The following is a 26,264-nucleotide window of genomic DNA, read 5'->3' on the forward strand; positions in this document are numbered from 1 at the left end:
TGCGTGAGCGGTGTACGGGAGGGCGGTCACCGCCCGGTCAGCCGGCAACGGCCGACCGGGCGGGAGCGTGTTCCGGCCTGAGCACGTCGAGGGTGTGCCGGAGCGTGACCTCGCTCGCGGTCTCGTACGGCGGACGCAGCGACGCCGTCACCACGGGGGTGGACGCCGGAAGCGTGAACCACACGACCTTGCCCGACTCGCCGTCGGGGCGCACACCCCAGCTCTCGCTCACCGCCGCGACCATGGCGAGGCCGCGTCCGCAGGTGGAACCGGGGTCGGCCTCGCGCACCACGGGAATCCGTGGGTCGTGGTCGTGCACGGAGACCGTGAGCCGGTCGAGCAGCAGCTCGATGTCCACGGTGCAGAGTTTGTCCGGCTGGGCGTGCCGGTGGACGTTCGACAGCAGCTCGGTCACCCCGAGCGCGGCCCGGTCTATCAAGGGGTCCAGATGCCAGTAGCGCAACTGCGCAGAGACGATTCTGCGGACCTGGCCGATCCGCGACGGCAGGGCTTGGAGCTCCACCGTGCAATGCCTGCTTGGCTGGCTGATCACGGCTGCGACTCCCCGAATTGAGGTCCGGAAGAAGACGAGATCGGATCCAGCAGAGTGGCTGAGTGGGACGGCCGCCTGCTGTCATGACCGGCGGGCTGGTTCGCAGCGTTATCGCCGGTAAACCCAGAGTGATGTGACATCAGAGTGACCCAGGGGGCACGGTCCCGCAACTCGCGGTGCTCCAGGATGTGGGGCGGCCGCGAAAGGCGCATCTCAGCCGCTGCGTCCGGACGCCTTGCGGACCGCCTCGATGAAGCGGCGCGCCGACGGGGGTCCCGGCCGGCCGGGCGCCGGATCGTGCTCGCCGAGCGTGAGCGAGTACCGCGTGCCGTTGACATCCGCCAACGCCCGGTCCTCGTGGGCGAACCAGGGTTTCGAGGCACGCACCGCCTGCACCGGCGCGCTGTCGATCTCGCTGCCGTAGCTGGTGAGCAGCTCCAGCCTGCCGTCGCTGATCCGCACCTGTCCGGCCCGGGTGAGCGAACGCAGCCTCTTCCCGATCCGCACCCCCGTGGCCGTGAACTCCGGCTCCGCCATGATGCTCCGCCCCCTCGTGCGCTCCGGCCGTGCCTGTCGTGCCCCAGTGTGCATCCGCGTCGGGGGCGACCGCCCCGCGCGGTGCAGTCTGCCCGCAGGTGGCGTCGAGCACCAGTGCGTATGGCGAGGCGGTGGTGGTGACGGGAGCAAAGGCCGGGATGCGCCCCCCTGGGCCGGGGTCCGGCGAACCCCGGATCCGGGATCCGATGGACCCCGGATCCGGATTCCGGGCCTCCCCCAGGGGCCGCTTTGGGCTGCCCAAAGGTGTGTTTATGCAGGTGAGAAGCGTGCGGAAGGTGCTTATGATCGAGGTGTCCGGCCAGCCGAAAGCGGTGTCGGCGCCACGCGTTAGGAGCCTTCCCGTGAGCACTGCCCAGCCGATCAGGACCGGTGAGACCCTCGACGTCGACCGGAGTGACGCGGAGTACCGGAGCTGGCTCAAAGAAGCCGTCCGCAAGGTCCAGGCCGACGCGAACCGCTCGGCCGACACGCATCTGCTCCGCTTCCCGCTCCCCGACGCGTGGGGTGTCGACCTGTACTTGAAGGACGAGTCGACGCATCCCACGGGCAGCCTCAAGCACCGGCTGGCCCGCTCGCTCTTCCTGTACGGCCTGTGCAACGGCTGGATCCGTCCCGGCCGCCCCGTGATCGAGGCGTCCAGCGGCTCGACCGCCGTTTCCGAGGCCTATTTCGCGGGGCTCGTCGGTGTGCCCTTCATCGCGGTCATGCCGCGTACGACGAGTGCCGAGAAATGCCGGCTGATCGAATTCCACGGCGGGCAGTGCCACTTCGTGGACGATTCGCGCAAGATCTACGACGAGTCCGTCGCTCTCGCGGCCGAGACCGGCGGCCATTACATGGATCAGTTCACCTACGCGGAAAGGGCCACGGACTGGCGCGGGAACAACAACATCGCCGAATCCATTTTCCGCCAACTGGCCCTGGAGCGATTCCCGGAACCCACGTGGATCGTCGCCACGGCCGGCACCGGCGGCACCTCGGCGACCCTCGCCCGCTACGTCCACTACATGCAGGCGGACACCCGTATCTGCGTGGCCGACCCGGACAACTCCTGTTTCTTCGAGGGCTGGACGACCGGCGACCTGGACGTCAGCTGCGACCGCGGCTCACGTATCGAGGGCATCGGCCGGCCCCGCGTCGAGCCGAGCTTCGTGCCCGGGGCCATCGACCGCATGATGAAGGTGCCGGACGCCGCGAGCGTTGCCGCCGTACGCGCCCTGGAGCAGGTCATCGGCCGCAAGGCCGGCGGCTCGACCGGAACCGGCCTGTGGAGCGCCCTGAAGATCGTCGCCGAGATGGTGGCCGAGGGGCGGACGGGAAGCGTGGTGACCCTGCTGTGCGACCCCGGTGACCGCTATCTCGACAAGTACTACTCGGACGCGTGGCTGGCCGAACAGGGCCTGGACATCGCGCCGTACATGACGGCGATCAACTCCCTGCTGGAGACGGGTGTCTGGCCCGCCTGACCCCGGAGGCCGGTGCCTCAGGCCGGTGCCGAGGCGAGCCGCCGGTCCAGCGTCGTCACCGCGTCGCGGAAGGCGCGTCCCAGGCCGCTCCGGCCCAGGGTGAGTGCCGCCCGGAACAGGGCGGTCCCGTCGGCGGCGAAGGTCCACCGCACAAGCGTCCCGGTGCCCGCGGGCGTCAGCCGCCACTCCTCGACCAGGGCACGCAGCCCCGGCGCGTTCGTCACGTCCGCCCGGTACGTGTACACCTCGGGAGCCTGGCTCACCAATATGGTCTCCTCGAAGCGGGTTCCGCCGCGCAGTCGCACCTCACGCCCCGCGCCGTCGGCGGCGGGCCGGACGAGGGTCACCGCCGAGAACCACTCGCTCCAGCCGGACACGTCCTCGGCGAGGGCCGAGAAGACGGCCGCGGGAGGAGCGGCGACCTCCCGCGCGAACACCAGCCGCAGCGGAGCGGTCTCGACGAAGTCGGACTCCACCGGGCGCAGTCGACGTGCCATTGCGCGAACCCCCTTGCGACAAGCGGAACTTGGCCCCCACCGCGTACGGAACACCCATGACGGCCCGCGCCATGGACGACGCCCACGCCGACCACCGGCGGCGGGGGCAGCGTCACCATAGCTGGCGGACCGTCAGATGTCTGTATCGTCCTCGGGTTCACCGGCCACGACGAGGCGCAGGTGCTCCGAGATCTCCGCGCGCGCCTCGGCGGGCATGCCGCCGTCGGTCACGAGTGTGTCGACCTGGTCCAGCGCGGCGAACGAACTGAGGCCCACCGTGCCCCACTTGGTGTGGTCCGCCACCACGACGACCCGTCGCGCGGACTGCACGAGCCGCCGGTTGGTCTCCGCCTCCGCGAGGTTCGGCGTCGACAGCCCCGCCTCGGCAGATATGCCGTGCACACCGAGGAAGAGGACGTCGAAGTGCAGGGCCGCGATGGCCTGATCGGCCACCGGCCCGACGAGCGAGTCGGACGGCGTGCGCACCCCGCCGGTGAGGACCACGGTCGCGGCGCCCTGACGCTGGCCGGAGGTGCGCTGCGCCGAGTGGAACACGTCGGCCACACGCACCGAGTTGGTGACCACGGTCAGATCGGGGACGTCCACCAGATGATGAGCCAGCGCGTACGTCGTCGTACCACCGGAGAGCGCGATCGCCGAGCCCGCGGCGACCAGCTCGGCCGCGGTCCGCGCGATGTCCTCCTTGGCGGTCAGCTCCAGACCCGACTTCGCCTCGAAACCCGGCTCGTGCGTACTCGCCTCGACCACCGGCACCGCGCCGCCGTGCACCTTCTCGACGACACCCTGACGGGACAGCGCGTCGAGGTCACGGCGGACCGTCATGTCGGAGACACCGAGTCTTCGCGTCAGCTCGTTCACGCGGACGCCGCCGCGGCGGCGCACCTCGTCGAGGATCAGAGCGCGACGCTGCTCCGCGAGGAGGTTCTGATTCTCACTCACGACCGCTCCGGTCCTTTCGCCGCTGCCTGCCCGACTCCGTCCGAACCCACTCCCACGTGGACATTCTCCTTGCCCGAGGTCTGGAGGACGACCCATCCTCGCACGGGACACCCTCGCCCGCGCCACTGCCCGGGCGCCCGCTGTGCCCCTCCTGTGCCGCGGCGTTCACACGTATCGGGGAGATTTGGTGCCTTCGGGTGCGCACGACGGCCGGAGCGCGAGAGCCTTGTGCCCGCACACGACACCTGAGACACGCGTGGCACGGGGAAGTGCGGAACAGTGGAACGTGCACGGGAACATGCCGTCGACGGGGAGCCCGGCAGCCCCGCACAGCGGCCCGAAGCGGCCGGTACGGCCCTGGAACTCCTGGTCCACGGCGTGGGCGGCACCACGCCGGAGGAGATGCTGGACGATCCGCGGACGGTCCGGATCACCGGCGACGCGACGGCCGCCGTCTTCCGGCGCGCCGACGAGACCGACGCCGAGGAGCGCCCCGGCAACGCCCGGGTCGGACCGGTGCGCGAGGCGTACGTGTGGTGCAACCTCACGTCGGGCAACGGAGCCCGTGCCCTGTGGCTCCTCCTCCTGCCCTTCATGGTGGTCAACCTCGCGCACTGGATGCGTCCCGCTTCGCACGGTCACAGCCGTACGGTGCGCCTGTACGGACTGCTCGTGCGGCTGGCCGGGCTCACCCTCACGGTGCTGCTGGTCGCCGCGGCGTGCGAGGTCGCCCTCGACCTGGCCGCCTGGCAGTGCGCCGGCACCCGTCTGTGCGTGCGCAACCACTCCTGGCTCGGCTTCCTCTCCCCGGACCGGCCCGACGCCGGCTGGTGGAGTCAGCCCGGCCGCCGCCTCGCCCTGGCCGCGCTGGTGCCGGCGGCGCTGACCACGCTCCTCTGGTACCTCTCCCACCGCACGTGGAGCGCGTACGAGTCGCAGCAGCCGATGGCCCGCGCGGCCGAACCCGAGGAGGAGACCGACGGCACGGGACTCGGCCGCCCCGGCTTCTGGTACGGGCGCCGTCTGGTGGCCCGGCTGCGCGCCGCGCACACCGCCGCCGGATTCCTGACCGTCGCCGCGGCCGTGGGTTCCCCGGCCGCACGCCACGACCGCGGCCCCGGCGGGGCCCCTTTGCTGGAGGCGTCGGGCTGGCTGCTGAACGCAATGCTCGTGGCGGGCGGGGCCGTTGTGCTGTGGGTGGTCTGCCGGCGCGGCCGCAGCGAGAACCGGATCGACCACGGACGCGATCGGGCGCTGGTGCGCCGGCTTCCGCTGGGCGCGGTCGCCCTGCTCGCCCTCGCCCAGGTGTACGCCGGCTGGTCACGCCCCCACTGGCACGCGGCGGGACGCCTGCCGGGCGACGCCACCTTCGGCGGCCTCACCCTCGTACAGGGTCTGCTCGTGATCGCCCTGTGCGTCGTCGCCCGCGCCCTGTACCGCACGGCGCCGCGGCTCGTGGATCCCGGCCCGGGCCCGGACGGTGACCCCGGCCCGCGCACCGCGATGCGCGGCTTCGCCGGACCCGCCGTCGCCATGCTCGGCTGCGCGCTCGGCGGAGTGATGTCCGGAGGAGTGTCGCAGCGGGTCGCCGACTGGCTGGACGGCACCCGCCACTCGATCCCCGGCCCGCCCGTCCTGCTGACCTGGCAGGCCTCCGTGATTCCGCCCCTGCTCGTCGTCCTGATCGCCCTCGTCGCCCGGCTCGCCCGGCGCACCTGGCGACTGCGCCGCCTGGAGATGCACGCCGTCGAGCGCGAGTATCCGGGCGAGCCCAGGGACGCCGCCCGCACCCGACGCATCGCGAGCACCCGCGCGATGGCCTCCCTCACCGACCTGGCACCGCTCATCGTCGGCGTCCTGTCGTCCGTGACCCTGCTGCTCGGCGCCTGCGCCCTGGCCGGAGCCCTCGCGACCGGCGACACCCCGAGCGAGGCGGCCCGAGGAGCGAACGGCTTCGTCCACGGCGCGGCCGAGACAGCGCAGGCCCTGGGCTCCTGGCTGATCGGCCTCGGCTTCATCCTGTTCGTCACCTGGGGCCGGCGCGCCTACAAGGACGCGGCCGCCCGCCGCACCATCGGCATCCTCTGGGACGTCGGCACCTTCTGGCCGCGCGCCGCGCACCCCTTCGCGCCGCCCTGCTACGCCGAGCGCGCGGTGCCGGACCTCACCTGGCGGATGGCCACCTGGACCCGGGCGACCGGCGGACGACTGGTGCTCTCCGGACACTCCCAGGGCAGTGTGCTGGCGGCCGCCGCGGCCTGGCAGCTCACACCCCCGGTCCGCGCCAAGATCGCGCTGCTCACCTACGGATCACCGCTGGAGCGCCTTTACGGACGCTGGTTCCCGGCCCACTTCGGACCCGCCGCGCTGGCCTCGCTGCACCGCGACGTCGCCTGCTGGCGCAATCTGTACCGGCGCACCGACCCGATCGGCGGTCCCGTGCGGCTGCCCGGCGACTGCGGTCCCGAGGTCGACCACGAGCCCCTGCTGGACCCGCTCGCCTACGGGCGCACCGAGCGGCAGCCGCTGCCCGCGCCGGTCCTCGGCCACTCCGACTACCAGGCCGACCCGGTCTTCGCCGCAGAGCGGGAACTCCTGCTGGAGCGGCTGCTGCCCGAGGTCCCGGGCCAGCGACCCCGCTGACGCCTGCAGGGCTTCATCCGAGAGACCGGTCCCAGGAAGCTCAGGGCAGGTCCTGTGCACAAAGGGCGCTCAGGGCAGGTCCGGCAGGTCCTCCGCGTACAGGAGGGTCAGGTCGTCCGTGCTCGGCTCGTCCAGCTTGGCGACCCGGCCCGCGTGCCGCTCCACCATCGCCTCGAACGTCTGCCGTGCCGTGCGGCCGTTGCCGAAGGCGGGCCCTCTCGGGATGGAGGTGAAGTACTTCAGGACCGCCTCGGGCGCGCCCGGGCCCAGCCGGTACTCGTGCTCCTCGGCCTGCTGCTCCACGATCCGCAGCAGCTCGGTGGGGATGTAGTCGTGGAAGGTGATCGTCCGTGAGAAGCGGGACGCCACCCCGGGGTTGACCGACAGGAACCGCTTCATCTCGGCGGTGTACCCGGCGACGATCACCACCACCGCCTCCCGGTGGTCCTCCATCAGCTTCACCAGCGTGTCGATGGCCTCACGCCCGAAGTCGCGGCCCGAGTCCTCCGGTGACAGCGCGTACGCCTCGTCGATGAACAGCACGCCGCCGCGCGCCCGGTCGAACGCCTCCTGGGTGCGGATCGCGGTCGATCCGATGTGCTCACCGACCAGGTCCACCCGGGACACCTCGACCAGGTGTCCCCGCTCCAGCACGCCCAGCGAGGCCAGGATCTCGCCGTACAGCCGGGCGACGGTGGTCTTGCCGGTGCCGGGGGAGCCGGTGAAGACGAGATGGCGCCGTGCCGAGGCCGCCTTGAGGCCCGCCTGCTGCCGGCGACGGCCCACCTCGATCATGTCCGTGAGGGCCCGCACCTCGCGTTTGACGTTGTCCAGGCCCACCAGGGTGTCGAGTTCACCGAGGACGATCTTCGAGCCGCGAGCCTGGGGAGCGGGCTCCGCACCGGTGGCGACAGGTTCCCGCCCGGTGACGCGCTGACCGGGAATCGTCCCGAGCAGACTCACGGACGAGGACGCGGTCTCGACCGCCGCCTCGTGCGCCGGGGTGCGCAGCGACGCGCTCTCGTCGCCGGTGCAGTCCTCGACGACGGGTCCCGAGCCGGGGGCCGAGGCCGCGTCGGCGAACTCGTAGCCCCCGCGCGCGCATCGCTCCGTGCGGCACTTGCGCAGGGTCGACCGGCAGCCGTCTATCACGTGGAAGCCGTATCCGCCGCTGTCCGCCACCCGGCAGTTCGTGAAGCTGCCCCGGCCGTCCGCCGAGACGTAGAAGCCCGCCTCGGCGGGGGAGGTGACCGTGCAGCGCTCCAAGGCCGGATCGGCGCCCTTGGTGACGATCACGCCGGTCTGCGTGCCGTCGATGACGCAGCCGGACAGGGTGCCGCCGCTGCCGTGGTCGCGGAACCAGGCTCCGGTGGCCGCGTCCCGGATGCGGCAGTCGTCGAGCTGAGCGGTCGCGCCGTCGCTCACGGACACCGCGGTGTTGCGCACCTGGGAGATGTCGCAGTCGACGACGTCGGCGCGGGAACCCCGGTCGAGGACGAACAGGGCGTCCGGCACGTCGTGCACCCGGCACGAGTCCAGGACGGCGGTCGCGCCGTCGCTCACCCACACCGCGGGGTAGTCGCCCGTGCTGTCGAAGATCTCGCACTGGTTAGCGTCGACACGGGTGCCCGGGTCCCAGACCGACAGGCCGTTGCGGCCGAACTGCCGCACGCTCGTGCGGGTCAGCGTGAGCACCGAGCGCGAGCGCAGATCGACCGCGTTCTCCGGGATGTCGTGGATGCGGCAGTCGGCGAGCGTGAGCACGGCGTCGGTGTCGAGGGTGACACCGTCCGCCGTCGTCCGGTGCACGTCGCAGTCGGTGAGATGGGCCGTGGCCCGGGCGGTGATCTGTACCCCGGAGCCCTTGACCTCGTACACCTCGCAACCCACCGCCTCCAGCGAGGAGTTCTCGCCGGTCACCGACAGCCCGGGACCGGAGGTGTGGTGCACCCGGCAGCGCTCGATGCGCGGACGTGCGCCCCCGCGGACCACGACCCCCGACTGACCGGCCGCCACGACCTCGCACTCCTCGAACACCCCGCCGCCGCCGTCCAGTACGGCGATGCCGACACCCGCCGGGTTGTCGACGGTGCACCGGCGCACGGTCGGTCGGGCGCCCCCGCGGACCTCGATCCCGGCCGCGGAGCGCGTGACGATCCGTATGTCCAGCAGCTCCGGCGTGCCCTCTTCGACGAGCAGCGCGGGCGAGGCCGAGTCCTGGCCCTCCACGTGCAGGTCCTGGACGACGGCCGAGGCGCGTACGGTCAGCGCCACGCCGTCGACCGGCGCGATCCGTACGGAGCCGGGGGAGCCCTCGGGGCCGCGCAGCGTCACGGCGCGTTCCAGCACCAGGTTCTCCCGGTAGGTGCCGGGAGCGACGGTCAGCACGTCACCTTCGGCCGCGGCCTCCAGGGCGGCGGCCAGCGAAGCGTACTCACCCGTGCGGCGCCGCCACCGCGAGGTTCCGGTGTGCGTCACCTGGACCGTGCCCTGTGCCATGGCGCTGTTGTGCCCCCACCTCGTCGTACGCGGGTCCTGCGAGGTCGTGCCGATGCCTCGTCGGCAGAGATCCCTGTCCCTGCCGGACAGCCTCTCACGACGGTGCCGAACAGTTCGGCCGGTCCACCGTAGCGTGCGCGGGGGCGCCCGGTTGACCGGAGCGGCAAGGCCGTCAGCTACCGGTGTCTGCCTTGCCCCAGTCGGGACCCGCCTTGGCCCAGGCCCGGTCCCATCGGGCGTGACGCCGGCGGATCATGTGCCACAGGATCAACCGTCTGCCCCCTTCGAGGAGTCCGGCCGACAGCACCGCGGCACCGAAACCGGCCAGGGCCGCGTGCGCGGTCGCGGTGGCCCGGTCCAGCGGGCGGCCCATGACGCGGCCGTGCCGGTCGGTCCAGATCGAGAACCGGTCGCCCGGCAGCGGTGACTTGAGGTCGGCGATCACCGTGCCGCGCCGTCGGGTGCCGTCGGGCGCGGTCCAGTCGGCGACGACACGGCTGTGCGCGTCCCGTCCCGACGGGGTCTCGGGGTCGGGAGCCAGCGGGCCCCGTGACAGCTTCTTGACGACGACGGCCGCCACATGGTGCCGGTCCTTGCGCTGGTCGCGCACGGCCTTGTGCAGTGTCCCCTGCACCGAGACACCGACGGCCGCTCCGGCGAGGGGCGCCGCCAACAGGACGAGCAGGAGCGCGGCCAGGGCGAGCCAGGCCTCCACGAGATCTGTCGTGCGGCGCAGCGGATTGCGCCGCCAGCGCCAGAGACCGATGATCGCGCGCACCGTCCCGCACCCCCTTCCCCCTCCGTGATTTCCAGCGGCGGAGCCGTTCACGCGCTAGGTCCGGGAAGAGAGGCCGACATCACCCTCCCCCAGGGCCCTTCATGAACATCTCCCACAGACTCAACGATCCCGCCCGGGCCGAGGGTTCCCGGCATCCGGGCTCTGGCGGGATGTCATCGGGCGGGCTACGCCAGGACCGTGACCGGGTCGCCGACCCGCAGCGAGCCGCGCGTCTCGGGCACCAGGTTCGTTCCGAACATCAGCTTTCCGCCGAAGCGCCGGTGCCGGGCGAGTGTGCGCAGGGGCTCCTTGCCGCGCCGGGCGGTGTCCTGGTCGGTCGTGGTGACGACGCAACGCCCGCACATCTTGGTGACCCGGAAGGTGACCTCCCCGATGGCGATCCGCGACCAGTCGTCCTCGGCCCAGGCGCCGGTGCCGGACACGACGACGTTGGGCCGGAAACGGCTCATCGGCAACGGGCCCTCCTCGGGCCGGTCGCCCTGCGCGATCAGGGAGTTGAGCGCGTCCAGCGATCCGAGGGTGGTGACGAGCAGCGGATAGCCGTCGGCGAAGCTGACGGTCTCTCCCGGCAGCGCGAACTCCGGGTCGACGGGCCGGCGGACGGCCGGATCGTCCATGTGGACGAGGCGCACGTCGGCGCCCACGTAACGGCTGCACCAGTCGTGCGCGGCCGCGTCGGCGAGGACGGCTTCGACCTTGTCGCCGAAGATCTCCACCGTGGTCGTACCGATGGGTTCGGGTACGGGCACCGTCACCGGCTCGCGGTTCTCGGCGGAGAGACGGAGGCCGCCGCCGGAGAGTGTCTCGGCGGCGGCCAGCGCCAGACGCGGTTGCTCGCGTTGCGTGACGACCTTTCCCCCGTCGTCGATCAGGACCCAGCGTCGATCTCCGGCCAGCCCCCAGGGCTCGACCTCGGCCTCCTGGAGCGAAGTGCTCCGGAAGGCTTTGACCGGATGGACGTGAATCGAGTGCAGTACCGCGTTCCCCATGACCGCAATGGTGCCAGGCAGCACCGACAGTCCGGTCCGGGGTGGTCAGTACCCGCGGTACTGCTGGCCGTTGTACGGGTCCTGGTAAGGAGCCGGTGCGGGCCGGGGAGCCGCGGGGCGCATGGCCTCGAAGCCGGTGCCGGCCGACATCGGGCGGGGCTGCTGCGGCTGCGGGCTGGGATAACCCCGGGGCGCGCCGGCCTGCTGCGGGATGTACGGCGCGGGGGCCTGCTGCAGCGGAGAGGGCTGCTGGGCCTGCGGGTAGCCGTAGGTGGAGGGGCCGGCCGGCAGCGCGGGGAGCGCGGACGGCAGTGCCGGGAGGTTGTTGCTCATGCCCGAGTCGTAGGCGGAGGGAACCCGGATCGGGGCGATCTGAGGGGTACCCCGCTCGGCGACGAGGGAGTCGTAGATCGGGGTGTCAGGGAAGGCGGAGTAGTAACCGCCGCCATAGGTGGAGCGGGGGGAGGTCATGGCACATAAGTTAAGCCCACGATGTGCTGGTTGGGGAGACCGATAAGAGGGTTGTTTTTCGGTGTCCGTGGTGACGCGGGATCCCCAATGCGAGCGAACTTGGCAAAAAAGGACGTCGATGATGGTTGAGATCGTGTAAAGGCCGAGCCTCGGGCGGGTTACCGGCGGTTGACCAGGCTCTTCCTGTGAGAGTCATGGGAGTCGGCGGGCCTGGGGATTAGGTTTGGCGGGAACGGAGCCGGCGGTCCGTTCGGGACTCGCACCGGCGCGGAGACACGTGATGGGGGCGTACATGTCAATGCCTAAGGGATCCAATGTTCCTGTCCCGACGAGCGCACTCAGGGTGGAATTGGGGTGGCGTTCAGGGCAGGGAGTGCCCGACGTCGATGCGTCCGCCCTTGTGCTGGTGGCCGGAAAGGTCCGTTCGGACGCCGACTTCGTCTTCTACAACCAGCCGGCCCACACCTCGGGCGCCGTGCGCCACGAGGGCAAGCGGAACGACGGCGGCCAGGTGATCGACGCGCTGTCCGTCGACCTCGCGCGCGTGGAGCCCGTCGTCGAGACGGTGGTCCTGGCCGCATCGGCGGACGGCGGCTCCTTCGGACGTGTCCCCGGCCTGCACATCCGGGTGCTCGACACGCAGGGCGGCACGGAGATCGCCCGCTTCGACAGCACCGACGCGACCGTGGAGACCGCCTTCGTCCTGGGCGAGTTCTACCGCCGCCAGGGCGCCTGGAAGTTCCGCGCCGTCGGACAGGGCTACGGAAGCGGCCTCGAAGGGCTGGCCACCGACTACGGCATCACGGTGGACGAACCGCAGCACGCCGTGCCTCCCGCCGTAGCGCCTCAGGGACCCGCCACCCTCGTACAGGGCTCCCCGCCTCCCGTCGCGCTCCCGGTCACCGTGCCGCCCCCCGTGGCCCCGCAGCCCCCCATGCCCCCGCAGCCCCCGACGGCCCCTCCGACACCCGTCCGCCTCTCCAAGGTCACACTGACCAAGGAGGCGCCCTCGGTCTCCCTCTCCAAGCAGGGCGGCACGGGCGGCACCATGCGCGTGAACCTCAACTGGGAGGTGCGCAAGCAGTTCTCGGGCTGGGGCAGCAAACGCGGCCGGGCCGTCGCCATGCACGCGGACCTCGACCTCGACCTGTGCGCGCTCTACGAACTGTCCGACGGCCGCAAGGGAGTCGTACAGGCGCTCGGCAACGCCTTCGGCGCCCTGCACCAGCCGCCGTTCATCCATCTCGACGGGGACGACCGCACCGGAGCCGTGGCCAGTGGCGAGAACCTGACCATCAACCTCGATCAAAAGCAGTACTTCCGGCGCCTCCTCATCTTCGTGACCATCTACGAAGGCGCGCGCTCCTTCGCCGATCTGCACGCCACGGTCACCCTCCAGCCGCAGAACGGAGCGCCCATCGACTTCTCGCTCGACGAGTGCACCGTGCCCTCCACCGTCTGCGCGCTCGCCCTCATCACGGGCAACGGCGCCGACCTGGTCGTCCAGCGCGAGGCCCGGTACCTGATCCCCGCGCGCGGGGTGAGTCCGCAGCGCACCGTCGACCACGCCTACGGCTGGGGCATGAACTGGACGCCCGGCCGGAAGTGACTCCTCCTCAGCTCTCGTCGAGGGCCGCCCCGGGGCGCGAGTAGGTGCGGCCCTTCCAGGCCGCACCGCGCCCCCTGTAGTGCTGCACCGCCGAGTCGACCGTCATGAGGAGATAGAGGAACGCGGTGACCGGCAGCAGGGGCGCGAGCGCCAGGGGCTGCCGGTAATACCGGAGCATCGGTACGTAGGTCGTCGTCATCACCAGCCAGGCGAGCCCACCGGCGGCCGCCGCCCGCGCGTCCCCCGCGGCGAGACCCGCCACGAGGGCGACCGGCGGCACCAGATACACCACGGCGAGCCCGGCGACCGTCCCGGCCAGCAACGCGGGGCTGTGCCGCAGTTGGGCGTACGCGCTGCGCGAGACCATGCGCCACAGATCACGCAGCCGCGGATAGGGACGCACGCTGTCCACCCGCTCCGCGAGGCCCAGCCAGATGTGGCCGCCGCTCCGCTTGACGGCGCGGGCGAGCGCCACGTCGTCGATGACGGCGTGCCGGATCGCGTCCGGGATCCGCGCCCGCTCGGCGGCGTCCGCGCGCAGCAGGACGCATCCCCCCGCCGCGGCCGCCGTCCGCGAGCCCTGCACGGCGATGCGGCGGAAGGGGTAGAGCTGTGCGAAGAAGTAGACGAAGGCGGGCACGACGAGCCGCTCCCACAGGCTCTCCACCCGCAGCCGCGCCATCTGCGAGACGAGGTCGAAGCCGCCGGTGCGGGCCGCCGCCACCAGCAGCCGCAGGCTGTCCGGAGCGTGCGCGATGTCCGCGTCGGTCAGCAGGAGGTATTCGGGGTCCCGCGCGCGGGCGAGACCGATGCCGTGACGTACGGCCCACAGCTTGCCCGTCCAGCCCGCCGGCGGTTCTCCCGGTGAGCCCACGGTGAGCGGCAGTCCGCCGTGCCGCCGCGCCAGCGCGCGGGCCAGCTCGCCCGTGCCGTCCGAGCTGCCGTCGTCGACGAGGAAGATCTCGGCCCGCCCCGGATAGTCCTGGGCGAGGAGCGAGGGAAGACTCCCGGGCAGGACGGCGGCCTCGTCCCGGGCCGGCACCACCACACAGACGGAAGGCCAGTCCGACGGCTCACGACGGGCGGGCAGCCGCACGTCCGTGCGCCAGAAGAAGCCCTGGCCGAGCAGCAGCCACAGCCACGCTGCCAGTGATCCGACGGCGATCCACACGAGGGCGCTCACCCGCCGCAGTCTGCCCCACGCAGGACGCCCGTCAACACGGATCGTCTATGGTGACCGGGTGAAGATCGCGCTCATGGACTCCGGAATCGGACTGCTCGCTGCTGCCGCCGCGGTGCGTCGACTGCGGCCCGACGCCGATCTCGTCCTCTCCTCCGACCCCGGCAGCATGCCCTGGGGACCCCGTACACCGGAAGACGTCACCGCGCGTGCCCTCGCCGTCGCCGAGGCCGCCGCGCTGCACCGGCCCGACGCCCTGATCGTCGCCTGCAACACCGCTTCCGTACGCGCCCTGACCGCCCTGCGCGCCCGCCTCGAACCGGAGGTGCCCGTCATCGGCACCGTCCCGGCCATCAAGCCGGCCGCCGCGGGCGGCGGACCCGTCGCGATCTGGGCCACGCCCCTCACCACCGGCAGCCCGTACCAGCGCGGACTGATCGAGGAGTTCGCCGCCGGAGTGGCGGTCACCGAGGTGGCCTGTCCCGGGCTCGCGGACGCCGTCGAGCACGCCGATCAGGCCGCCATCGACGCGGCGATCGAGGCGGCCGCCGCGCACACCCCCGACGACGTGACGGCCGTCGTCCTGGGATGCACCCACTACGAACTCGTCGCCGAACGCATCCGCGCCGCCGTCCAGCGCCCCGGCCGGCCGCCCCTCGTCCTGCACGGTTCCGCCGGAGCGGTCGCCGCCCAGGCACTGCGCCGCATCGGCGAGCTCCCGGACCCCACGGCACCCGCCCGCTCCACGGTCACCGTCCTTCAGGGCGGCCGCGAGGGCGTGCTGCCCGCCACGGCGCTCACCTACGAGGAAGGCCGCATCCTGTCGGCCGTCAGCCCCGCGCGCTGAGCGACGGAACCCCGCCCGCGCGGCACCACCCCGGGGACCCGTCCCCGTTTGAGGACGCCGGCTCCGGACACCCGGTGGAACACGGTCGGCGACCCGCCCCACGGGCACGTCCGGTCACCACGGGGACACCCTTGGTGCGATCGTCGGCCACCCGGCGGAGTGACGCTCCGCGACCCGGTGCCCGCACAGCGGAATCTGAGTACTCTCATGGGCATGAGGGACCACCCCCACGGCGAAACCTCCCCGCACCCGGCGATCTGGACCGGGCGTGCGAGGAACCGTGTCCAGTGGCTGCCCGCCCTGGGCGGTATGGCCTGCCTGGCTCTCGGGATCCAGCTGGCCGTCACCTCCGGCTGGACGTCGGGAACCGCGCCGCTGGTCATGTCCGTCGTCGGATGCATCGCCGCCGGACTGCTCATCCTCTTCGGCACGCTCGCCTTCGTGCACGTCGCCGTCAGGCTGGACGAGGACTGTCTGGAGGTGCGCTGCGGCCACATAGGGCTGCCGCGCCGCCGCATCCCTCTCTCCACGGTCGTCGGCGCCGACTTCGCGCCCCAGGTCACCCCCCGTCAGTGGGGCGGCTGGGGGTACCGCTGGCGGCCCGAGCAGGGAACCGCCGTCGTCGTACGGCGCGGCGAGGGCATGGTGCTGCGCCTGGGCGACGGCCACACGTTCACGATCACCGTGGACAACGCCGAGGCGGCGGTCCGGATCATCCGGGGACGGCTGCACCCCGACACGACCCGCGTGCCGCGCTGACGGTCGGCCCGGGCTTCGCTCACCGGTCGAAGTGACCGTCGAGGTCGCCGGCCCGGGTGTCGCTCGCCTGCCGAGGTGACCGTCGAGGTCGCCGGCCCAGGCGTTGCTCGCCCGTCGACGTGACCACCGAGGTCCGGCGCCGGGTGTCCTTACGTACCGTTCCGGGGCGTGATTACGTATCGAGATGGCCACCGGAGTGCCCGTCCGGGCCCGGCGTGCCGTCCGGGGGCCTCGGGGCGAGCGGCCGCGCCGTCGCGAATCCGGCCAGCAGCCCCGCGCCGGCGGTCACCGTCATGAAGCTCAGCGCGTTGCCGATCGACGCGATCGCGGCCACCGCCGTCAGGGCCGCGCCCGCCGTCAGCGCGATCGGAGTGGCGCGCGGCGAACGCAGCAGCGCGTACAGGACCCAGCAGAACGCCGCCGCGAGCAGGACCACTCCGGTCAGCCCCTGCTCGGCCGCCTGCTGGAGGGGTGCGGAGTGCGGTTTGCCGTCGGGCAGCAGGGACTGGGCGACCGTCGGACTGAGCTCTCCGTAGCGGCCGGGCCCGACCCCCAGCCCGGGATCCGCACGGACCATGCGCAGGGCGTCGTGCCAGAGCAGGAGGCGGTGCTCGGTGAGCAGTCCCTCAAGCGAGGCGGTCGGTCCGCCCGGCAGCCTGTCCGCGGCGATCGCCCAGGTCGCTCCGGTCACCAGGGCCGTGGCGGCCGCGAACCCCGTCAGACCCAGGGCCCGGCGGCGCACCCGGGCGGTGGCGAGCGAACACAGCAGGACCCCGGTGCAGGTGACGACTCCGGTGGTGGACCCCAGGAACGCCGCCGTCACCGCGGTCCCGGCCGCCGACAGCCGCAGCGCGACCCGCACGGCTGAGGCGCGTGCCGCCCAGGCCGCGCAGCACGCGGCGCCGCAGGAGAGGGTGAGCAGGGCGGCGGTGGCACCGGTGTGGCCGAGCTGCAGACTGATCTGCGGGCCGGGCGTGGCGACCGCGAGGCCGAGTCCGGCCGCGGCCGCGGCCGAGGGGGCGGCCACCGGCAGCAGCGCTCCCGAGATCCGCCCCGCGGCGTAGCCCGCCGTCACGGCGAGCACCGCGAGCAGCATGCCCTCGGGCCGGCCCTCGTGCGCGGCGGCCGTGATCAGCGACCAGGCCGCGCAGGCCACGAGCACGACCATGCCGACGACGTCCGACGCGCTGCGTCTTTCGCCCGTGGCCACCTCTTCGGCCGTGGACGTCATCCCCGCGGAACCCACCCCCGTCGCCCCCCGCCTGTGCCCGCCCCGGGCGCCGTCACCGCATCAGGCCGCACGTCAGAGGCTCGGCCACACCGTAACGGGTGATCCGCCGGTTTGGGGACCGTTGTGCAGGAACGTTGCGGCAAGTCCGTACGAGGGGACCTGCCCATCCGTACGAGGGGACCTGTCAAGGGGTGTTCCGCCGACCGGGACCCGTCGGACCGAGCTGTCCGCGCCCAGGTCAGGCGCCGTACACTCCCGGAGTGACCGCCACCGCAACCACCGTAGACGAGCCGGAACAGCTCGAACCCCAGGTCGCGCCCGCCTCACGCGGGTCCGCACTGGTCAGTCGCCTTGCTCCGGCCGCCGCCGCGGCGCTCTCCGGAGTGCTGCTGTACGTCAGCTTCCCGCCAAGGACCCTGTGGTGGCTCGCTCTGCCGGCCTTCGCGGTCTTCGGCTGGATCCTGCGCGGTCGCTCCTGGAAGGCCGGTCTCGGCCTCGGCTATCTCTTCGGCCTCGGATTCCTGCTCCCGCTGCTGGTGTGGACCGGCGTCGAGGTCGGCTCCGGTCCCTGGCTCGCCCTCGTCGCGGTGGAGGCCGTCTACGTCGCACTGGTCGGAGCGGGGATCACCTTCGTCTCCCGGCTGCCCGGGTGGCCGGTGTGGGCGGCGGCCCTCTGGATCGCCGGGGAGGCGGCACGCGCGCGTGCGCCCTTCGGCGGCTTCCCCTGGGGAAAGATCGCCTTCGGGCAGGCCGACGGTGTCTTCCTGCCGCTCGCCGCGGTCGGCGGTACCCCGGTCCTCGGTTTCGCCGTCGTGCTGTGCGGTTTCGGGCTGTACGAGATCGTCCGCCTCGCCGTCGAGCGGCGCGCCACCGGCGTCCTGCGCCGCGGCGCGGCCGTCGTGGCCCTGCTCGGCGTCGCCGTTCCCCTCGTCGGAGCGCTCGTCGCGCGGACGCTCGTCAGCGACAAGGCGGAGGACGGCACCGCGACGGTCGCGGTCATCCAGGGCAACGTCCCGCGCGCGGGACTCGACTTCAACGCCCAGCGGCGCGCCGTCCTCGACCACCACGTGCGCGAGACCGAGCGCCTGGCCGCCGAGGTCAAGGCGGGCAAGGTTCCGCAGCCCGACCTGGTGCTGTGGCCGGAGAACTCCTCCGACATCGACCCGTTCGCCAACTCCGACGCGAGCATCGTGATCGACCGGGCGGCCAAGGCGATCGGCGCCCCCGTCTCGGTCGGCGCGGTCGTCGAGCGGGACGGCAAGCTCTACAACGAGCAGATCCTGTGGGACCCGGAGAAGGGCCCGGTGGACACCTACGACAAGCGGCAGGTCCAGCCGTTCGGCGAGTACCTTCCGCTGCGTCCCGTCCTCAACGCGATCAACAAGAACTGGACCAGCATGGTCCGCCAGGACTTCAGCCGCGGCACGAAGCCCGGTGTGTTCACGATGAACGGCACCGGCGTCGGCCTCGTCACCTGCTACGAGGCGGCCTTCGACTGGGCCGTGCGCAGCACCGTCACCGACGGCGCGCAGATCATCTCGGTGCCCAGCAACAACGCGACCTTCGACCGCAGCGAGATGACCTACCAGCAGCTCGCCATGTCCCGCATCCGCGCCGTCGAGCACAGCCGTACGGTCACGGTGCCCGTGACGAGCGGTGTCAGCGCCGTGATCATGCCCGACGGGAAGATCACCCAGCGGACCGGGATGTTCGTCGCCGACTCGCTGGTCCAGAAGGTTCCGCTGCGCTCCTCCGAGACCCCGGCCACGAAGCTCGGCATCGTCCCCGAGATCGTCCTGGTGCTCGTCGCAGCGGGCGGCCTCGGCTGGGCCGCCACGACGGCGGTCCGCTCGCGGCGCCACACCGGCGCCTAGGGCCTGTCCGGCCGGTCACGACGGATGGCGCCGGCGGCATCCGCCGGCGCCTGCGCGCGGGACACCGGAGTCGCGCGGATAGGGTCGGCTCATGCCTACTCCCGACTTCATCCGCGAGATCCGGGCCTTCGCCGGCCACCAGCTCCTCTGGCTCCCCGGCGTCAGCGCCGTCGTCTTCGACGACGAGGGCCGCATTCTGCTCGGCCAGCGCTCGGACAGCCACAAGTGGGCGCTGATCTCCGGCATCCCCGAGCCCGGGGAGCAGCCCGCCGCCTGCGCGGTGCGCGAGGTGTACGAGGAGACGGCCGTCCACGTCGAGGTCGAACGCGTCGTGATGGTCCAGGCCGGGGGCCGGGTGACCTTCCCCAACGGCGATGTCTGCCAGTTCATGGACACCACGCTCCGCTGCCGTGCCGTCGGCGGCGAAGCCCGCGTCAACGACGACGAGTCGCTCCAGGTCGGCTGGTTCGCGGTGGACGCCCTGCCGAAGCTGGACGCGCACGCGCTGGTCCGGATCAAGCAGGCACAGCTCGACGAACCCACATGGTTCGAGCCCATGTCCTGAGGGCGAAGTGTGTGTGCTAACCACATCGGACGGGGTCTGGGCGCTGCCTAGGGTCGAGCCATGACCGCGCCCAGCGCCCTTCCGGGCCCCCACGCCTTCCCTCTCGACCTCGGCGGCCGCACCGCCCTCGTCACCGGAGCCGCGAGCGGCATCGGCCGCGCCTGCGCGCTGCGGCTCGCCGCCGCCGGCGCCAAGGTGAGAGCGGTCGACCGGGACGCCGAAGGTCTGGAAACCCTGGCCGATCAGGCGCACGGCCTCGCCGGGACGGTCGAGCCGCAGGTCCTGGACCTCACCGACCTCGACGCGGCGGAACAGGCCGCGGCCGGCACCGACGTCCTCGTGAACAACGCCGGACTGCAGATGGTCCGCCCCCTCGAGGAGTTCCCGCCCGACGTCTTCCACACGGTGCTGACCGTGATGCTGGAAGCGCCCTTCCGGCTCATCCGCGGCGCTCTACCGCACATGTACGGGCAGGGCTGGGGCCGTATCGTCAACGTCTCCTCGGTCCACGGACTGCGCGCCTCGGCGTTCAAATCCGCCTACGTCGCCGCGAAACACGGACTCGAAGGGCTCTCGAAGACCGCGGCCCTCGAAGGCGCGCCCCATGGAGTCACCTCCAACTGTGTGAACCCGGCCTATGTGCGCACCGCACTCGTGGAGAAACAGCTGGCCGATCAGGCGCGCACGCACGGCATCCCCCGGGAGCGCGTGCTGACGGAGGTCATGCTGCGGGACAGCGCGGTCAAGCGGCTCATCGAGCCGGAGGAGGTCGCGGAGGCGGTGGCCTACCTCTGCGGCCCGCAGGCGGCCTTCATGACCGGTACGTCGCTGGCGCTGGACGGGGGCTGGACGGCGCACTGAGCCCGGAGGCCGGCCCACCGGGAAGCGTGGCGTGCCGGGTCCGGGGACGACTTGTCCACCAGGCTCGTGTGCTGCCTGGCACACCTTGTCCACCAGGCTCGTGTGCTGCCTGGCAGACCTTTGTCCACCAGGCCTCGGTGCTGCCCTGCGGACCGCTGTTCACCAGGCTCGTGTGCTGCCCTGCGGACCGCTGTTCATAGGCCGATGTGTGGCCCCGCGGACCGTTGCCCGTCAAGCCCACGTGCGGCCCCGCAGACCTGCCCACCAGGCCCCGGTGCTGCCCTGCGGACCCTTGTCCACCAGGCCCGGGCGCCGCTCTGACGACCCTTCTCCACGAGGCCCGGGCGCCGCTCCGCGGATGGTTGTCCACAGGGCCTTGGTGCCGCCTCGCGGACGGTTGTCCACAGCGCCGGAAGGCCGCCTCACGGATGCGCGATCCTGTTGCCATGTCCCGCGATCACCTGCCATCAGCCGAGCGCTCCGCCGACAGCGTGGAAGCGCCGTTCCTGGAACTCCTGGCCCGAGGAGCGACCGCCGACGCCTATGAGCAGCCGGTCCTGCTCGCCCGTGCCGAGGGCCGGCCCGACCGGCGCGTCGCCGCGCTCGAACGGGCCAAGCTGCTCGCCCTGCGCGTGCGCACGGAGATAGAAGGGCGGCGCCGCCGCGAGGCCGAGCTCTCCGCGCTCTTCGAGACCGCGCACGACCTGGCGGGCCTGCGCGACCTCGACGCCGTCCTGCGGGCGATCGTGCAGCGGGCCCGGTCCCTGCTCGGCACGGACATCGCGTATCTCAGCCTGAACGACGCCTCCGAGGGCGACACGTACATGCGCGTCACCGAGGGCTCGGTCGCCGCCCGCTTCCAGCAGCTGCGGCTCGGCATGGGAGAGGGGCTGGGCGGACTCGTCGCCCAGACCGCCCGCCCGTACGTCACCGACGACTACTTCAAGGACGAGCGCTTCCAGCACACCCGGACCATCGACGCGGGTGTCCAGGACGAGGGGCTTGTCGCGATCCTCGGCGTGCCGCTGATGATCGGGCCCCAGGTCATCGGCGTGCTGTTCGCGGCGGACCGCAGGACCCGGGTCTTCGAGCGCGAGCAGATCGCCCTGCTCGGCTCCTTCGCCGCCCTGGCCGCCGCCGCCATCGACACGGCGAACGCACTCACGGAGACACGCTCCGCCCTGGACCGCCTGGGCCGGGCCAACGAGATCATCCAGGACCGCAGCGCCGTCATCGAACGCGCCTCGGACGTCCACGACCGGCTGGCCGAACTGGTCCTGCGCGGCGGGGGAGTCCACGACGTCGCCGCCGCGGTGTCCGAAGTCCTGGACGGCACGGTCGAGTTCACCGAGCCGGGCGGAACACCGCCCGTGGCCGTGGAGGCGGCCCGCGCCGACGGCCATGCCGTCCGGCACGGCGGCGACTGGGTCGCCGCGGTGGCAGCGGGAGGCGAACTGCTCGGCGCGCTGGTGCTGCGCGGGCATCCGGGCCTCGACCCCGTCGACCAGCGCACCCTGGAGCGCGCCGCGATGGTCACCTCACTGCTCCTGCTCGCCAGACGCTCGGCCTCCGAGGCGGAGCAGCGGGTCCGCGGCGAGCTGCTGGACGACCTGCTCGATGCCCGGGACCGCGATCCAGGGCTGCTGCGGGCACGGGCGGAGCGGCTGCACGCCGATCTCGACGGACCTCATGTGGTGCTCGCCGCGCGGCTCGACGTCGTGGCCGCGGACGCCGGCCAGGAGGCGGGCGCGCGCAGGCGGCTGTGGTCGGCCGCGTCCCATCTGGCCGCCACCCGCCACGGACTGGCCGCCGCCCGGGACGGGGGCACGGTCCTGCTGCTCCCGCTCGGGCCCGGCGACACGGCGACGACACTGGCCCGCCGCACGGCCAAGGAGCTGGGCATCGCCGTTCAGGAGGCGGTGACCGTGGGCGCATCCGCACCCCTCGACATGCTCGCCGCACATCCCGAGGCGGTGGCCGCGGCTTATACGGAGGGGCAGCGTTGTCTGGAGGCGCTGCGCCTGCTCGGCCGGAGCGGGGACGGCGCGGCGGCGGAGGACTTCGGCTTCCTCGGGCTGCTGCTCGCCGGGGACCGGGACATCTCCGGGTTCGTCGCCCGGACGATCGGAGGAGTCGTCGACTACGACGAACGGCGCGGTACCGACCTGCTGCGCACCCTCGACGCGTACTTCGCCAGCGGGATGAGCCCGGCCCGCACGAAGGACGCCCTGCATGTGCATGTGAACACGGTGGCGCAGCGGTTGGAGCGGGTCGGGCGTCTGCTCGGGGACGACTGGCAGAGTCCGGCCCGAACCTTGGAGATCCAACTCGCCCTGAGACTGCATCGGTTGTCGTCGGACGGCCCGCACTGATGGCGGACGGATGGCACTGATGGGGGGGACGGCGGCACTGATGGGGGACGGGCGGTACTGACGTCGGGCGGACGGCACTGATCCCCGCACGCGGCATCGCGTACGGGGATCGGGGAGTGCGGGCCGGTGGTCAGACCCGGTGGGCGTCGGCCGGCGCGACCGGAGCCGGCCGGTCATCGGTCACGGCGTCCACGGCGGACAGGTCCCGCTCGCGGGTCTCCTTCGCGAAGGCCAGGGCGATCAGGGTCAGCAGCACCGCCGCGATCACGTACAGGGAGATGGGGGTGGAAGTGCCGTAGGAGTCGAGCAGGGCCGTCGCGATGAGGGGTGCGGGCGCGCCCGCCGCGACGGAGGCGAACTGGGCCCCCATGGAGGCACCGGAGTAGCGCATCCGGGTCGCGAACATCTCGGAGAAGAAGGCGGCCTGGGGCGCGTACATGGCGCCGTGCAGGACCAGGCCGACGGTGACGGCGACGAGCAGGTTCGAGAAGCCACCGGTGTCGATGAGCGAGAAGAACGGGAACATCCAGAGGCCGATGCCCGCGGCGCCGATCAGATAGACGGGGCGGCGGCCGATGCGGTCGGAGAGGGCGCCCCAGGCCGGGATGACGGCGAAGTGCACCGCCGAGGCGATGAGAACGGCGTTGAGCGCGGTCTGCTTGGAGACGCCGGCGGAGGTGGTGGCGTACACGAGGATGAAGGCGGTGATCACGTAGTAGCTGATGTTCTCGGCCATGCGGGCGCCCATCGCGATGAGCACGTCACGCCAGTGGTGGCGCAGGACGGAGACCAGCGGAAGCTTCTCCGGCTCGTCCGCTCCGGCCGACTTGCGGGCCTCGGACCGCGCCAGGGCCTCCTTGAAAACAGGCGATTCGTCGACAGACAGACGAATCCACAAACCCACGATGACCAGCACTCCGGAGAGGAGGAACGGAACGCGCCAGCCCCAGGAGAGGAAGGTGGCGTCCGACTGCGTGGCGGTGAGCAGGGACAGAACACCGGTCGCCAGAAGCTGACCGGCCGGAGCACCGGTCTGCGGCCACGAAGCCCAGAACCCCCGGCGCCGGGCGTCGCCGTGCTCGGACACCAGCAGGACCGCGCCGCCCCACTCGCCGCCCAGCGCGAAGCCCTGCACCAGACGCAGCGCCGTGAGCAGCACGGGGGCCGTCGCGCCGACGGTCGCGTGCGTGGGCAGCAGGCCGATCGCGAACGTCGCCCCACCCATCAGCAGCAGACTCAGCACCAGCAGCCGCTTGCGGCCGAGCCGGTCGCCGAAGTGCCCGAAGACGAGCGCACCCAGCGGCCGGGCCGCGAACCCGACCGCGTACGTCAGGAAGGACAGCAGCGTGCCGACGAGCGGGTCGGATCCGGGGAAGAACAGCTGGTTGAAGACCAGGGCGGCGGCCGAGCCGTAGAGGAAGAAGTCGTACCACTCGATGGTGGTGCCGATGAGACTGGCGGCGACGATGCGCTTCAGATTGGCGGATGTCGGGGGAGCGGATGCTGCGGAGGCCATGTGCGCCACTTCCTCGTGTGCGGTGGGGACGGTACGTGTCGGCACACCGTAGAAACAGCCAGATCAGGCGCACATGTGGTGGGACAACATAGTTCCAGGGGTGGCTATGCGTGCGGCCACCATGCCGGCTCAAGGGAAGGCCGACCGCGCCGGACTCACCGCAGCGCAGCAGCCAGCGTGCCCGCGGCAGCGGCCGGACCCTCGGTCGCGGCCGGATGGGGCTCGTTGGTGAACCCGCCGAGTGAGCAGTCCGGCCTGACCGGATGTCAGCGCTCGGACGTCGAGATGTCCGCCTCCGTGAAGCGGTTCAGGCCGAGGACGGCGAGCAGGCGCAGCTTCTCGTGTCCCTCGGTGCGGGGCGGGGCGGTGAGGACGAGGAGGGTCTGGGACTGGTCCTCGGTGAAGAGCGCCTGGCAGTCCAGCTCGATCGGGCCCATTTCGGGATGCAGGAGTGTCTTGTGGTCCTGGAAGCGCTGGGCGACCTCGTGCCGGTCCCACAGCTCGGCGAACTCCGCGCTCGCCCTCTGCAGGGTGCGTACGAGTGTCCCGGCACGCGACCCCGGTCCGCGCAGCCCGTGGGCGGCCCGCAGATTGGCGACCTGGGCACGGCTCTGCCGTTCGTGATCGTCCTCGGGGTAGAGCGAGCGTTCCACGGGATCGGTGAACCAGCGGTAGATCGCGCTGCGCGCGAGCCCCGTGTGCCGGGAGGCGTCGCCGAACAGGGCGATGGCCATCCGGTTCTGCACCAGCGCTTCACCGAGGTCGGTCAGGATCATCGCGGGTGTGTCGTCGAGGTGGTCCAGCACCCGCAGCAGCGCCGGGGCGACATGGGTGTGGGCCGACAGCGTCGCGGGCGCGTTGCGTCCGGCGATCCGGTACAGGTAGGCGCGCTCGTCATCTGTCAGGCGCAGGGCACGGGCGAGCGAGGCCAGCATCTGCTCGCTGGGCTGCGGGCCACGCCGCTGTTCCAAGCGGGTGTAGTAGTCGGTCGACATCACCGCGAGGGAGGCCACCTCCTCGCGCCTCAGGCCCGGGGCCCGCCGACGTGCGCCCGAGGGAAGGGCGACATCCTCCGGTCGCAGCGCCTCGCGGTGGCGGCGCAGGAATTCCGCCAGTGCCTCTCGGTCCATGGAGCCATTGTCGTCCGCTCTCCGGGGGCGAACCAGGGATCGCCGATCCCCCGATAAGTGGTCTCTGCACCCGCGCCGACGAGGCGGTGAGGATCGAGGCATGAACATCTCCGGAAACACCGTCTTCATTCCCGGCGCCACTAGCGGTATCGGCCTCGCCCTGGCCCTCGCGCTGAAGGCGAAGGGCAACACCGTCATCATCGGAGGCCGGCGCACCGACCTGCTGGAACGGATCGCGGCCGAGCACCCCGGCATCGACACCGTGCGCATCGACATCGCGGACGCGGCAAGCATCACCACCGCCGCACGGCAGGTGCTGACCGCTCACCCGGACCTGGACGTGCTCGTGACCATGGCCGGAATCATGCGGGCCGAGGACTGGCGAAAGCCCGAGTCGTTCCTCGCCTCCGCCGAGTCCGTCGTGACCACGAACCTGCTCGGTCCGATCCGGCTCATCGCCGCATTCGTCGAACACCTCCAGACCCGGCCGGCCGCCACGATCATGACCGTTTCCTCGGGCCTGGCGTTCACCCCGCTGCGGATCACGCCGAGCTACAACGCCTCGAAGGCCGCGATCCACATGCTCAGCGAGTCCATCCGGCTGCAGCTCGCCGGTACCTCGGTGAACGTCGTGGAGCTCGAACCGCCGGCGGTGCGGACGGCGCTGCTGCCCGGCCAGGAGGAGAGCGAACACGCCATGCCGCTCGACGAGTTCGTCGCCGAGGTGATGAGCCTGATCGCATCCCAGCCCGACGCCAGGGAGATCCAGGTCGAGCGGGTGAAGTTCCTGCGCTACGGCGAGGCTCGTGGCGACTACGACCAGGTCGTGCGGACCCTCAACGCCCCACAACCGGCACATTCGTGAGCCGAGCCGTCCGGGAACGA

22 protein-coding genes are annotated in these 26,264 nt (G+C 72.0%); 10 read left to right on the top strand and 12 right to left on the bottom strand.

The window, feature by feature from the left end:
* Positions 1-37 precede the first annotated feature (37 nt).
* Together ACFYYF_RS10895 and ACFYYF_RS10900 are read right to left on the bottom strand one after the other, a co-directional pair.
* Positions 38-553, bottom strand: coding sequence for an ATP-binding protein (locus ACFYYF_RS10895; protein ID WP_361680795.1), 516 nt, complete (start codon positions 551-553; stop codon positions 38-40).
* Between the two features lie 213 nt (positions 554-766).
* Positions 767-1,090, bottom strand: a complete 324-nt coding sequence (locus tag ACFYYF_RS10900; protein WP_361680792.1) for a hypothetical protein — start codon at positions 1,088-1,090, stop codon at positions 767-769.
* Positions 1,091-1,452: 362 nt separating this feature from the next.
* On the opposite strand from ACFYYF_RS10900, the gene ACFYYF_RS10905 reads away from it, so the two are divergent.
* On the top strand, positions 1,453-2,577 hold the full coding sequence (locus ACFYYF_RS10905) for a PLP-dependent cysteine synthase family protein (RefSeq protein ID WP_388773657.1): 1,125 nt from the start codon (positions 1,453-1,455) through the stop codon (positions 2,575-2,577).
* Between the two features lie 17 nt (positions 2,578-2,594).
* Here ACFYYF_RS10905 and ACFYYF_RS10910 read toward each other — a convergent pair whose 3' ends face one another.
* Together ACFYYF_RS10910 and ACFYYF_RS10915 are read right to left on the bottom strand one after the other, a co-directional pair.
* Positions 2,595-3,074, bottom strand: coding sequence for an SRPBCC family protein (locus ACFYYF_RS10910; protein WP_388773660.1), 480 nt, complete (start codon positions 3,072-3,074; stop codon positions 2,595-2,597).
* Between the two features lie 132 nt (positions 3,075-3,206).
* A complete protein-coding gene (locus tag ACFYYF_RS10915) occupies positions 3,207-4,034 on the bottom strand; it encodes a DeoR/GlpR family DNA-binding transcription regulator (RefSeq protein ID WP_361680783.1) in 828 nt (275 codons plus the stop codon).
* 279 nt (positions 4,035-4,313) lie between these two features.
* Here ACFYYF_RS10915 and ACFYYF_RS10920 point away from each other — a divergent pair, with 279 nt between their 5' ends.
* The gene (locus tag ACFYYF_RS10920; protein ID WP_388773663.1) at positions 4,314-6,677 is read left to right on the top strand and encodes a hypothetical protein; all 2,364 of its coding nucleotides are present in this window, start codon (positions 4,314-4,316) and stop codon (positions 6,675-6,677) included.
* Between the two features lie 69 nt (positions 6,678-6,746).
* On the opposite strand, the gene ACFYYF_RS10925 is transcribed toward ACFYYF_RS10920, so the two are convergent.
* The 4 genes from ACFYYF_RS10925 to ACFYYF_RS10940 form a co-directional block, all read right to left on the bottom strand.
* The gene (locus ACFYYF_RS10925) at positions 6,747-9,176 is read right to left on the bottom strand and encodes a right-handed parallel beta-helix repeat-containing protein (RefSeq protein ID WP_388773665.1); all 2,430 of its coding nucleotides are present in this window, start codon (positions 9,174-9,176) and stop codon (positions 6,747-6,749) included.
* Positions 9,177-9,348: 172 nt separating this feature from the next.
* The gene (locus ACFYYF_RS10930) at positions 9,349-9,954 is read right to left on the bottom strand and encodes a hypothetical protein (protein WP_388773668.1); all 606 of its coding nucleotides are present in this window, start codon (positions 9,952-9,954) and stop codon (positions 9,349-9,351) included.
* 185 nt (positions 9,955-10,139) lie between these two features.
* Complete coding sequence (locus ACFYYF_RS10935) at positions 10,140-10,964, bottom strand: MOSC domain-containing protein (protein WP_388773671.1); 825 nt, start codon at positions 10,962-10,964, stop codon at positions 10,140-10,142.
* A gap of 45 nt (positions 10,965-11,009) precedes the next feature.
* The gene (locus ACFYYF_RS10940) at positions 11,010-11,435 is read right to left on the bottom strand and encodes a DUF6643 family protein (protein WP_388773674.1); all 426 of its coding nucleotides are present in this window, start codon (positions 11,433-11,435) and stop codon (positions 11,010-11,012) included.
* Between the two features lie 280 nt (positions 11,436-11,715).
* On the opposite strand from ACFYYF_RS10940, the gene ACFYYF_RS10945 reads away from it, so the two are divergent.
* Positions 11,716-13,044, top strand: a complete 1,329-nt coding sequence (locus ACFYYF_RS10945; protein ID WP_388773677.1) for a TerD family protein — start codon at positions 11,716-11,718, stop codon at positions 13,042-13,044.
* A gap of 7 nt (positions 13,045-13,051) precedes the next feature.
* Here ACFYYF_RS10945 and ACFYYF_RS10950 read toward each other — a convergent pair whose 3' ends face one another.
* The gene (locus ACFYYF_RS10950) at positions 13,052-14,227 is read right to left on the bottom strand and encodes a glycosyltransferase (RefSeq protein ID WP_388773680.1); all 1,176 of its coding nucleotides are present in this window, start codon (positions 14,225-14,227) and stop codon (positions 13,052-13,054) included.
* Between the two features lie 58 nt (positions 14,228-14,285).
* Here ACFYYF_RS10950 and ACFYYF_RS10955 point away from each other — a divergent pair, with 58 nt between their 5' ends.
* Both ACFYYF_RS10955 and ACFYYF_RS10960 read left to right on the top strand, forming a co-directional pair.
* Positions 14,286-15,071, top strand: coding sequence for a glutamate racemase (locus tag ACFYYF_RS10955; RefSeq protein ID WP_388773683.1), 786 nt, complete (start codon positions 14,286-14,288; stop codon positions 15,069-15,071).
* Positions 15,072-15,284: 213 nt separating this feature from the next.
* Entirely contained in the window at positions 15,285-15,830 is a 546-nt protein-coding gene (locus ACFYYF_RS10960) for a hypothetical protein (RefSeq protein ID WP_361680757.1), read from the top strand.
* A gap of 172 nt (positions 15,831-16,002) precedes the next feature.
* Here the strand turns inward: ACFYYF_RS10960 and ACFYYF_RS10965 are convergent, their stop codons facing one another.
* Positions 16,003-17,061 (bottom strand): O-antigen ligase family protein, encoded by a 1,059-nt coding sequence (locus ACFYYF_RS10965; protein ID WP_388773686.1) that lies wholly within the window; start codon positions 17,059-17,061, stop codon positions 16,003-16,005.
* A gap of 260 nt (positions 17,062-17,321) precedes the next feature.
* Between ACFYYF_RS10965 and lnt the strand changes: the two genes are divergently transcribed.
* The 4 genes from lnt (at position 17,322) to ACFYYF_RS10985 (ending at position 22,733) form a co-directional block, all read left to right on the top strand.
* Positions 17,322-18,935: an apolipoprotein N-acyltransferase gene (gene lnt, locus ACFYYF_RS10970; RefSeq protein ID WP_388773689.1), complete on the top strand. Its 1,614-nt coding sequence runs from the start codon at positions 17,322-17,324 to the stop codon at positions 18,933-18,935.
* A 91-nt stretch (positions 18,936-19,026) separates the two neighbouring features.
* The gene (locus ACFYYF_RS10975) at positions 19,027-19,500 is read left to right on the top strand and encodes an NUDIX domain-containing protein (RefSeq protein WP_388773691.1); all 474 of its coding nucleotides are present in this window, start codon (positions 19,027-19,029) and stop codon (positions 19,498-19,500) included.
* Positions 19,501-19,560: 60 nt separating this feature from the next.
* On the top strand, positions 19,561-20,361 hold the full coding sequence (locus ACFYYF_RS10980; RefSeq protein WP_388773694.1) for a 3-hydroxybutyrate dehydrogenase: 801 nt from the start codon (positions 19,561-19,563) through the stop codon (positions 20,359-20,361).
* A gap of 446 nt (positions 20,362-20,807) precedes the next feature.
* Positions 20,808-22,733, top strand: a complete 1,926-nt coding sequence (locus ACFYYF_RS10985; RefSeq protein WP_388773697.1) for a helix-turn-helix domain-containing protein — start codon at positions 20,808-20,810, stop codon at positions 22,731-22,733.
* Between the two features lie 130 nt (positions 22,734-22,863).
* Here the strand turns inward: ACFYYF_RS10985 and ACFYYF_RS10990 are convergent, their stop codons facing one another.
* Positions 22,864-24,249, bottom strand: coding sequence for an MFS transporter (locus tag ACFYYF_RS10990; protein WP_388773699.1), 1,386 nt, complete (start codon positions 24,247-24,249; stop codon positions 22,864-22,866).
* 266 nt (positions 24,250-24,515) lie between these two features.
* Positions 24,516-25,379: a helix-turn-helix transcriptional regulator gene (locus ACFYYF_RS10995; protein WP_388773702.1), complete on the bottom strand. Its 864-nt coding sequence runs from the start codon at positions 25,377-25,379 to the stop codon at positions 24,516-24,518.
* A gap of 100 nt (positions 25,380-25,479) precedes the next feature.
* Between ACFYYF_RS10995 and ACFYYF_RS11000 the strand changes: the two genes are divergently transcribed.
* Positions 25,480-26,244: an SDR family oxidoreductase gene (locus ACFYYF_RS11000; protein WP_388773704.1), complete on the top strand. Its 765-nt coding sequence runs from the start codon at positions 25,480-25,482 to the stop codon at positions 26,242-26,244.
* Positions 26,245-26,264: the final 20 nt, after the last annotated feature.

It is taken from the genome of Streptomyces sp. NPDC001914 (genome assembly GCF_042891215.1).
Taxonomy (GTDB): Bacteria; Actinomycetota; Actinomycetes; order Streptomycetales; family Streptomycetaceae; genus Streptomyces.

What these genes read in the sequence shown, in the direction of transcription:
- ACFYYF_RS10900 (WP_361680792.1), bottom strand. Translation starts at nt 1,090, where the DNA reads ATGGCGGAGCCGGAGTTCACGGCCACGGGGGTGCGGATCGGGAAGAGG.
- ACFYYF_RS10910 (WP_388773660.1), bottom strand. Translation starts at nt 3,074, where the DNA reads ATGGCACGTCGACTGCGCCCGGTGGAGTCCGACTTCGTCGAGACCGCT.
- ACFYYF_RS10925 (WP_388773665.1), bottom strand. Translation starts at nt 9,176, where the DNA reads ATGGCACAGGGCACGGTCCAGGTGACGCACACCGGAACCTCGCGGTGG.
- ACFYYF_RS10935 (WP_388773671.1), bottom strand. Translation starts at nt 10,964, where the DNA reads ATGGGGAACGCGGTACTGCACTCGATTCACGTCCATCCGGTCAAAGCC.
- ACFYYF_RS10940 (WP_388773674.1), bottom strand. Translation starts at nt 11,435, where the DNA reads ATGACCTCCCCCCGCTCCACCTATGGCGGCGGTTACTACTCCGCCTTC.
- ACFYYF_RS10945 (WP_388773677.1), top strand. Translation starts at nt 11,716, where the DNA reads ATGGGGGCGTACATGTCAATGCCTAAGGGATCCAATGTTCCTGTCCCG.
- ACFYYF_RS10960 (WP_361680757.1), top strand. Translation starts at nt 15,285, where the DNA reads ATGAGGGACCACCCCCACGGCGAAACCTCCCCGCACCCGGCGATCTGG.
- ACFYYF_RS10965 (WP_388773686.1), bottom strand. Translation starts at nt 17,061, where the DNA reads ATGACGTCCACGGCCGAAGAGGTGGCCACGGGCGAAAGACGCAGCGCG.
- ACFYYF_RS10975 (WP_388773691.1), top strand. Translation starts at nt 19,027, where the DNA reads ATGCCTACTCCCGACTTCATCCGCGAGATCCGGGCCTTCGCCGGCCAC.
- ACFYYF_RS10980 (WP_388773694.1), top strand. Translation starts at nt 19,561, where the DNA reads ATGACCGCGCCCAGCGCCCTTCCGGGCCCCCACGCCTTCCCTCTCGAC.
- ACFYYF_RS10985 (WP_388773697.1), top strand. Translation starts at nt 20,808, where the DNA reads ATGTCCCGCGATCACCTGCCATCAGCCGAGCGCTCCGCCGACAGCGTG.
- ACFYYF_RS10990 (WP_388773699.1), bottom strand. Translation starts at nt 24,249, where the DNA reads ATGGCCTCCGCAGCATCCGCTCCCCCGACATCCGCCAATCTGAAGCGC.
- ACFYYF_RS10995 (WP_388773702.1), bottom strand. Translation starts at nt 25,379, where the DNA reads ATGGACCGAGAGGCACTGGCGGAATTCCTGCGCCGCCACCGCGAGGCG.
- ACFYYF_RS11000 (WP_388773704.1), top strand. Translation starts at nt 25,480, where the DNA reads ATGAACATCTCCGGAAACACCGTCTTCATTCCCGGCGCCACTAGCGGT.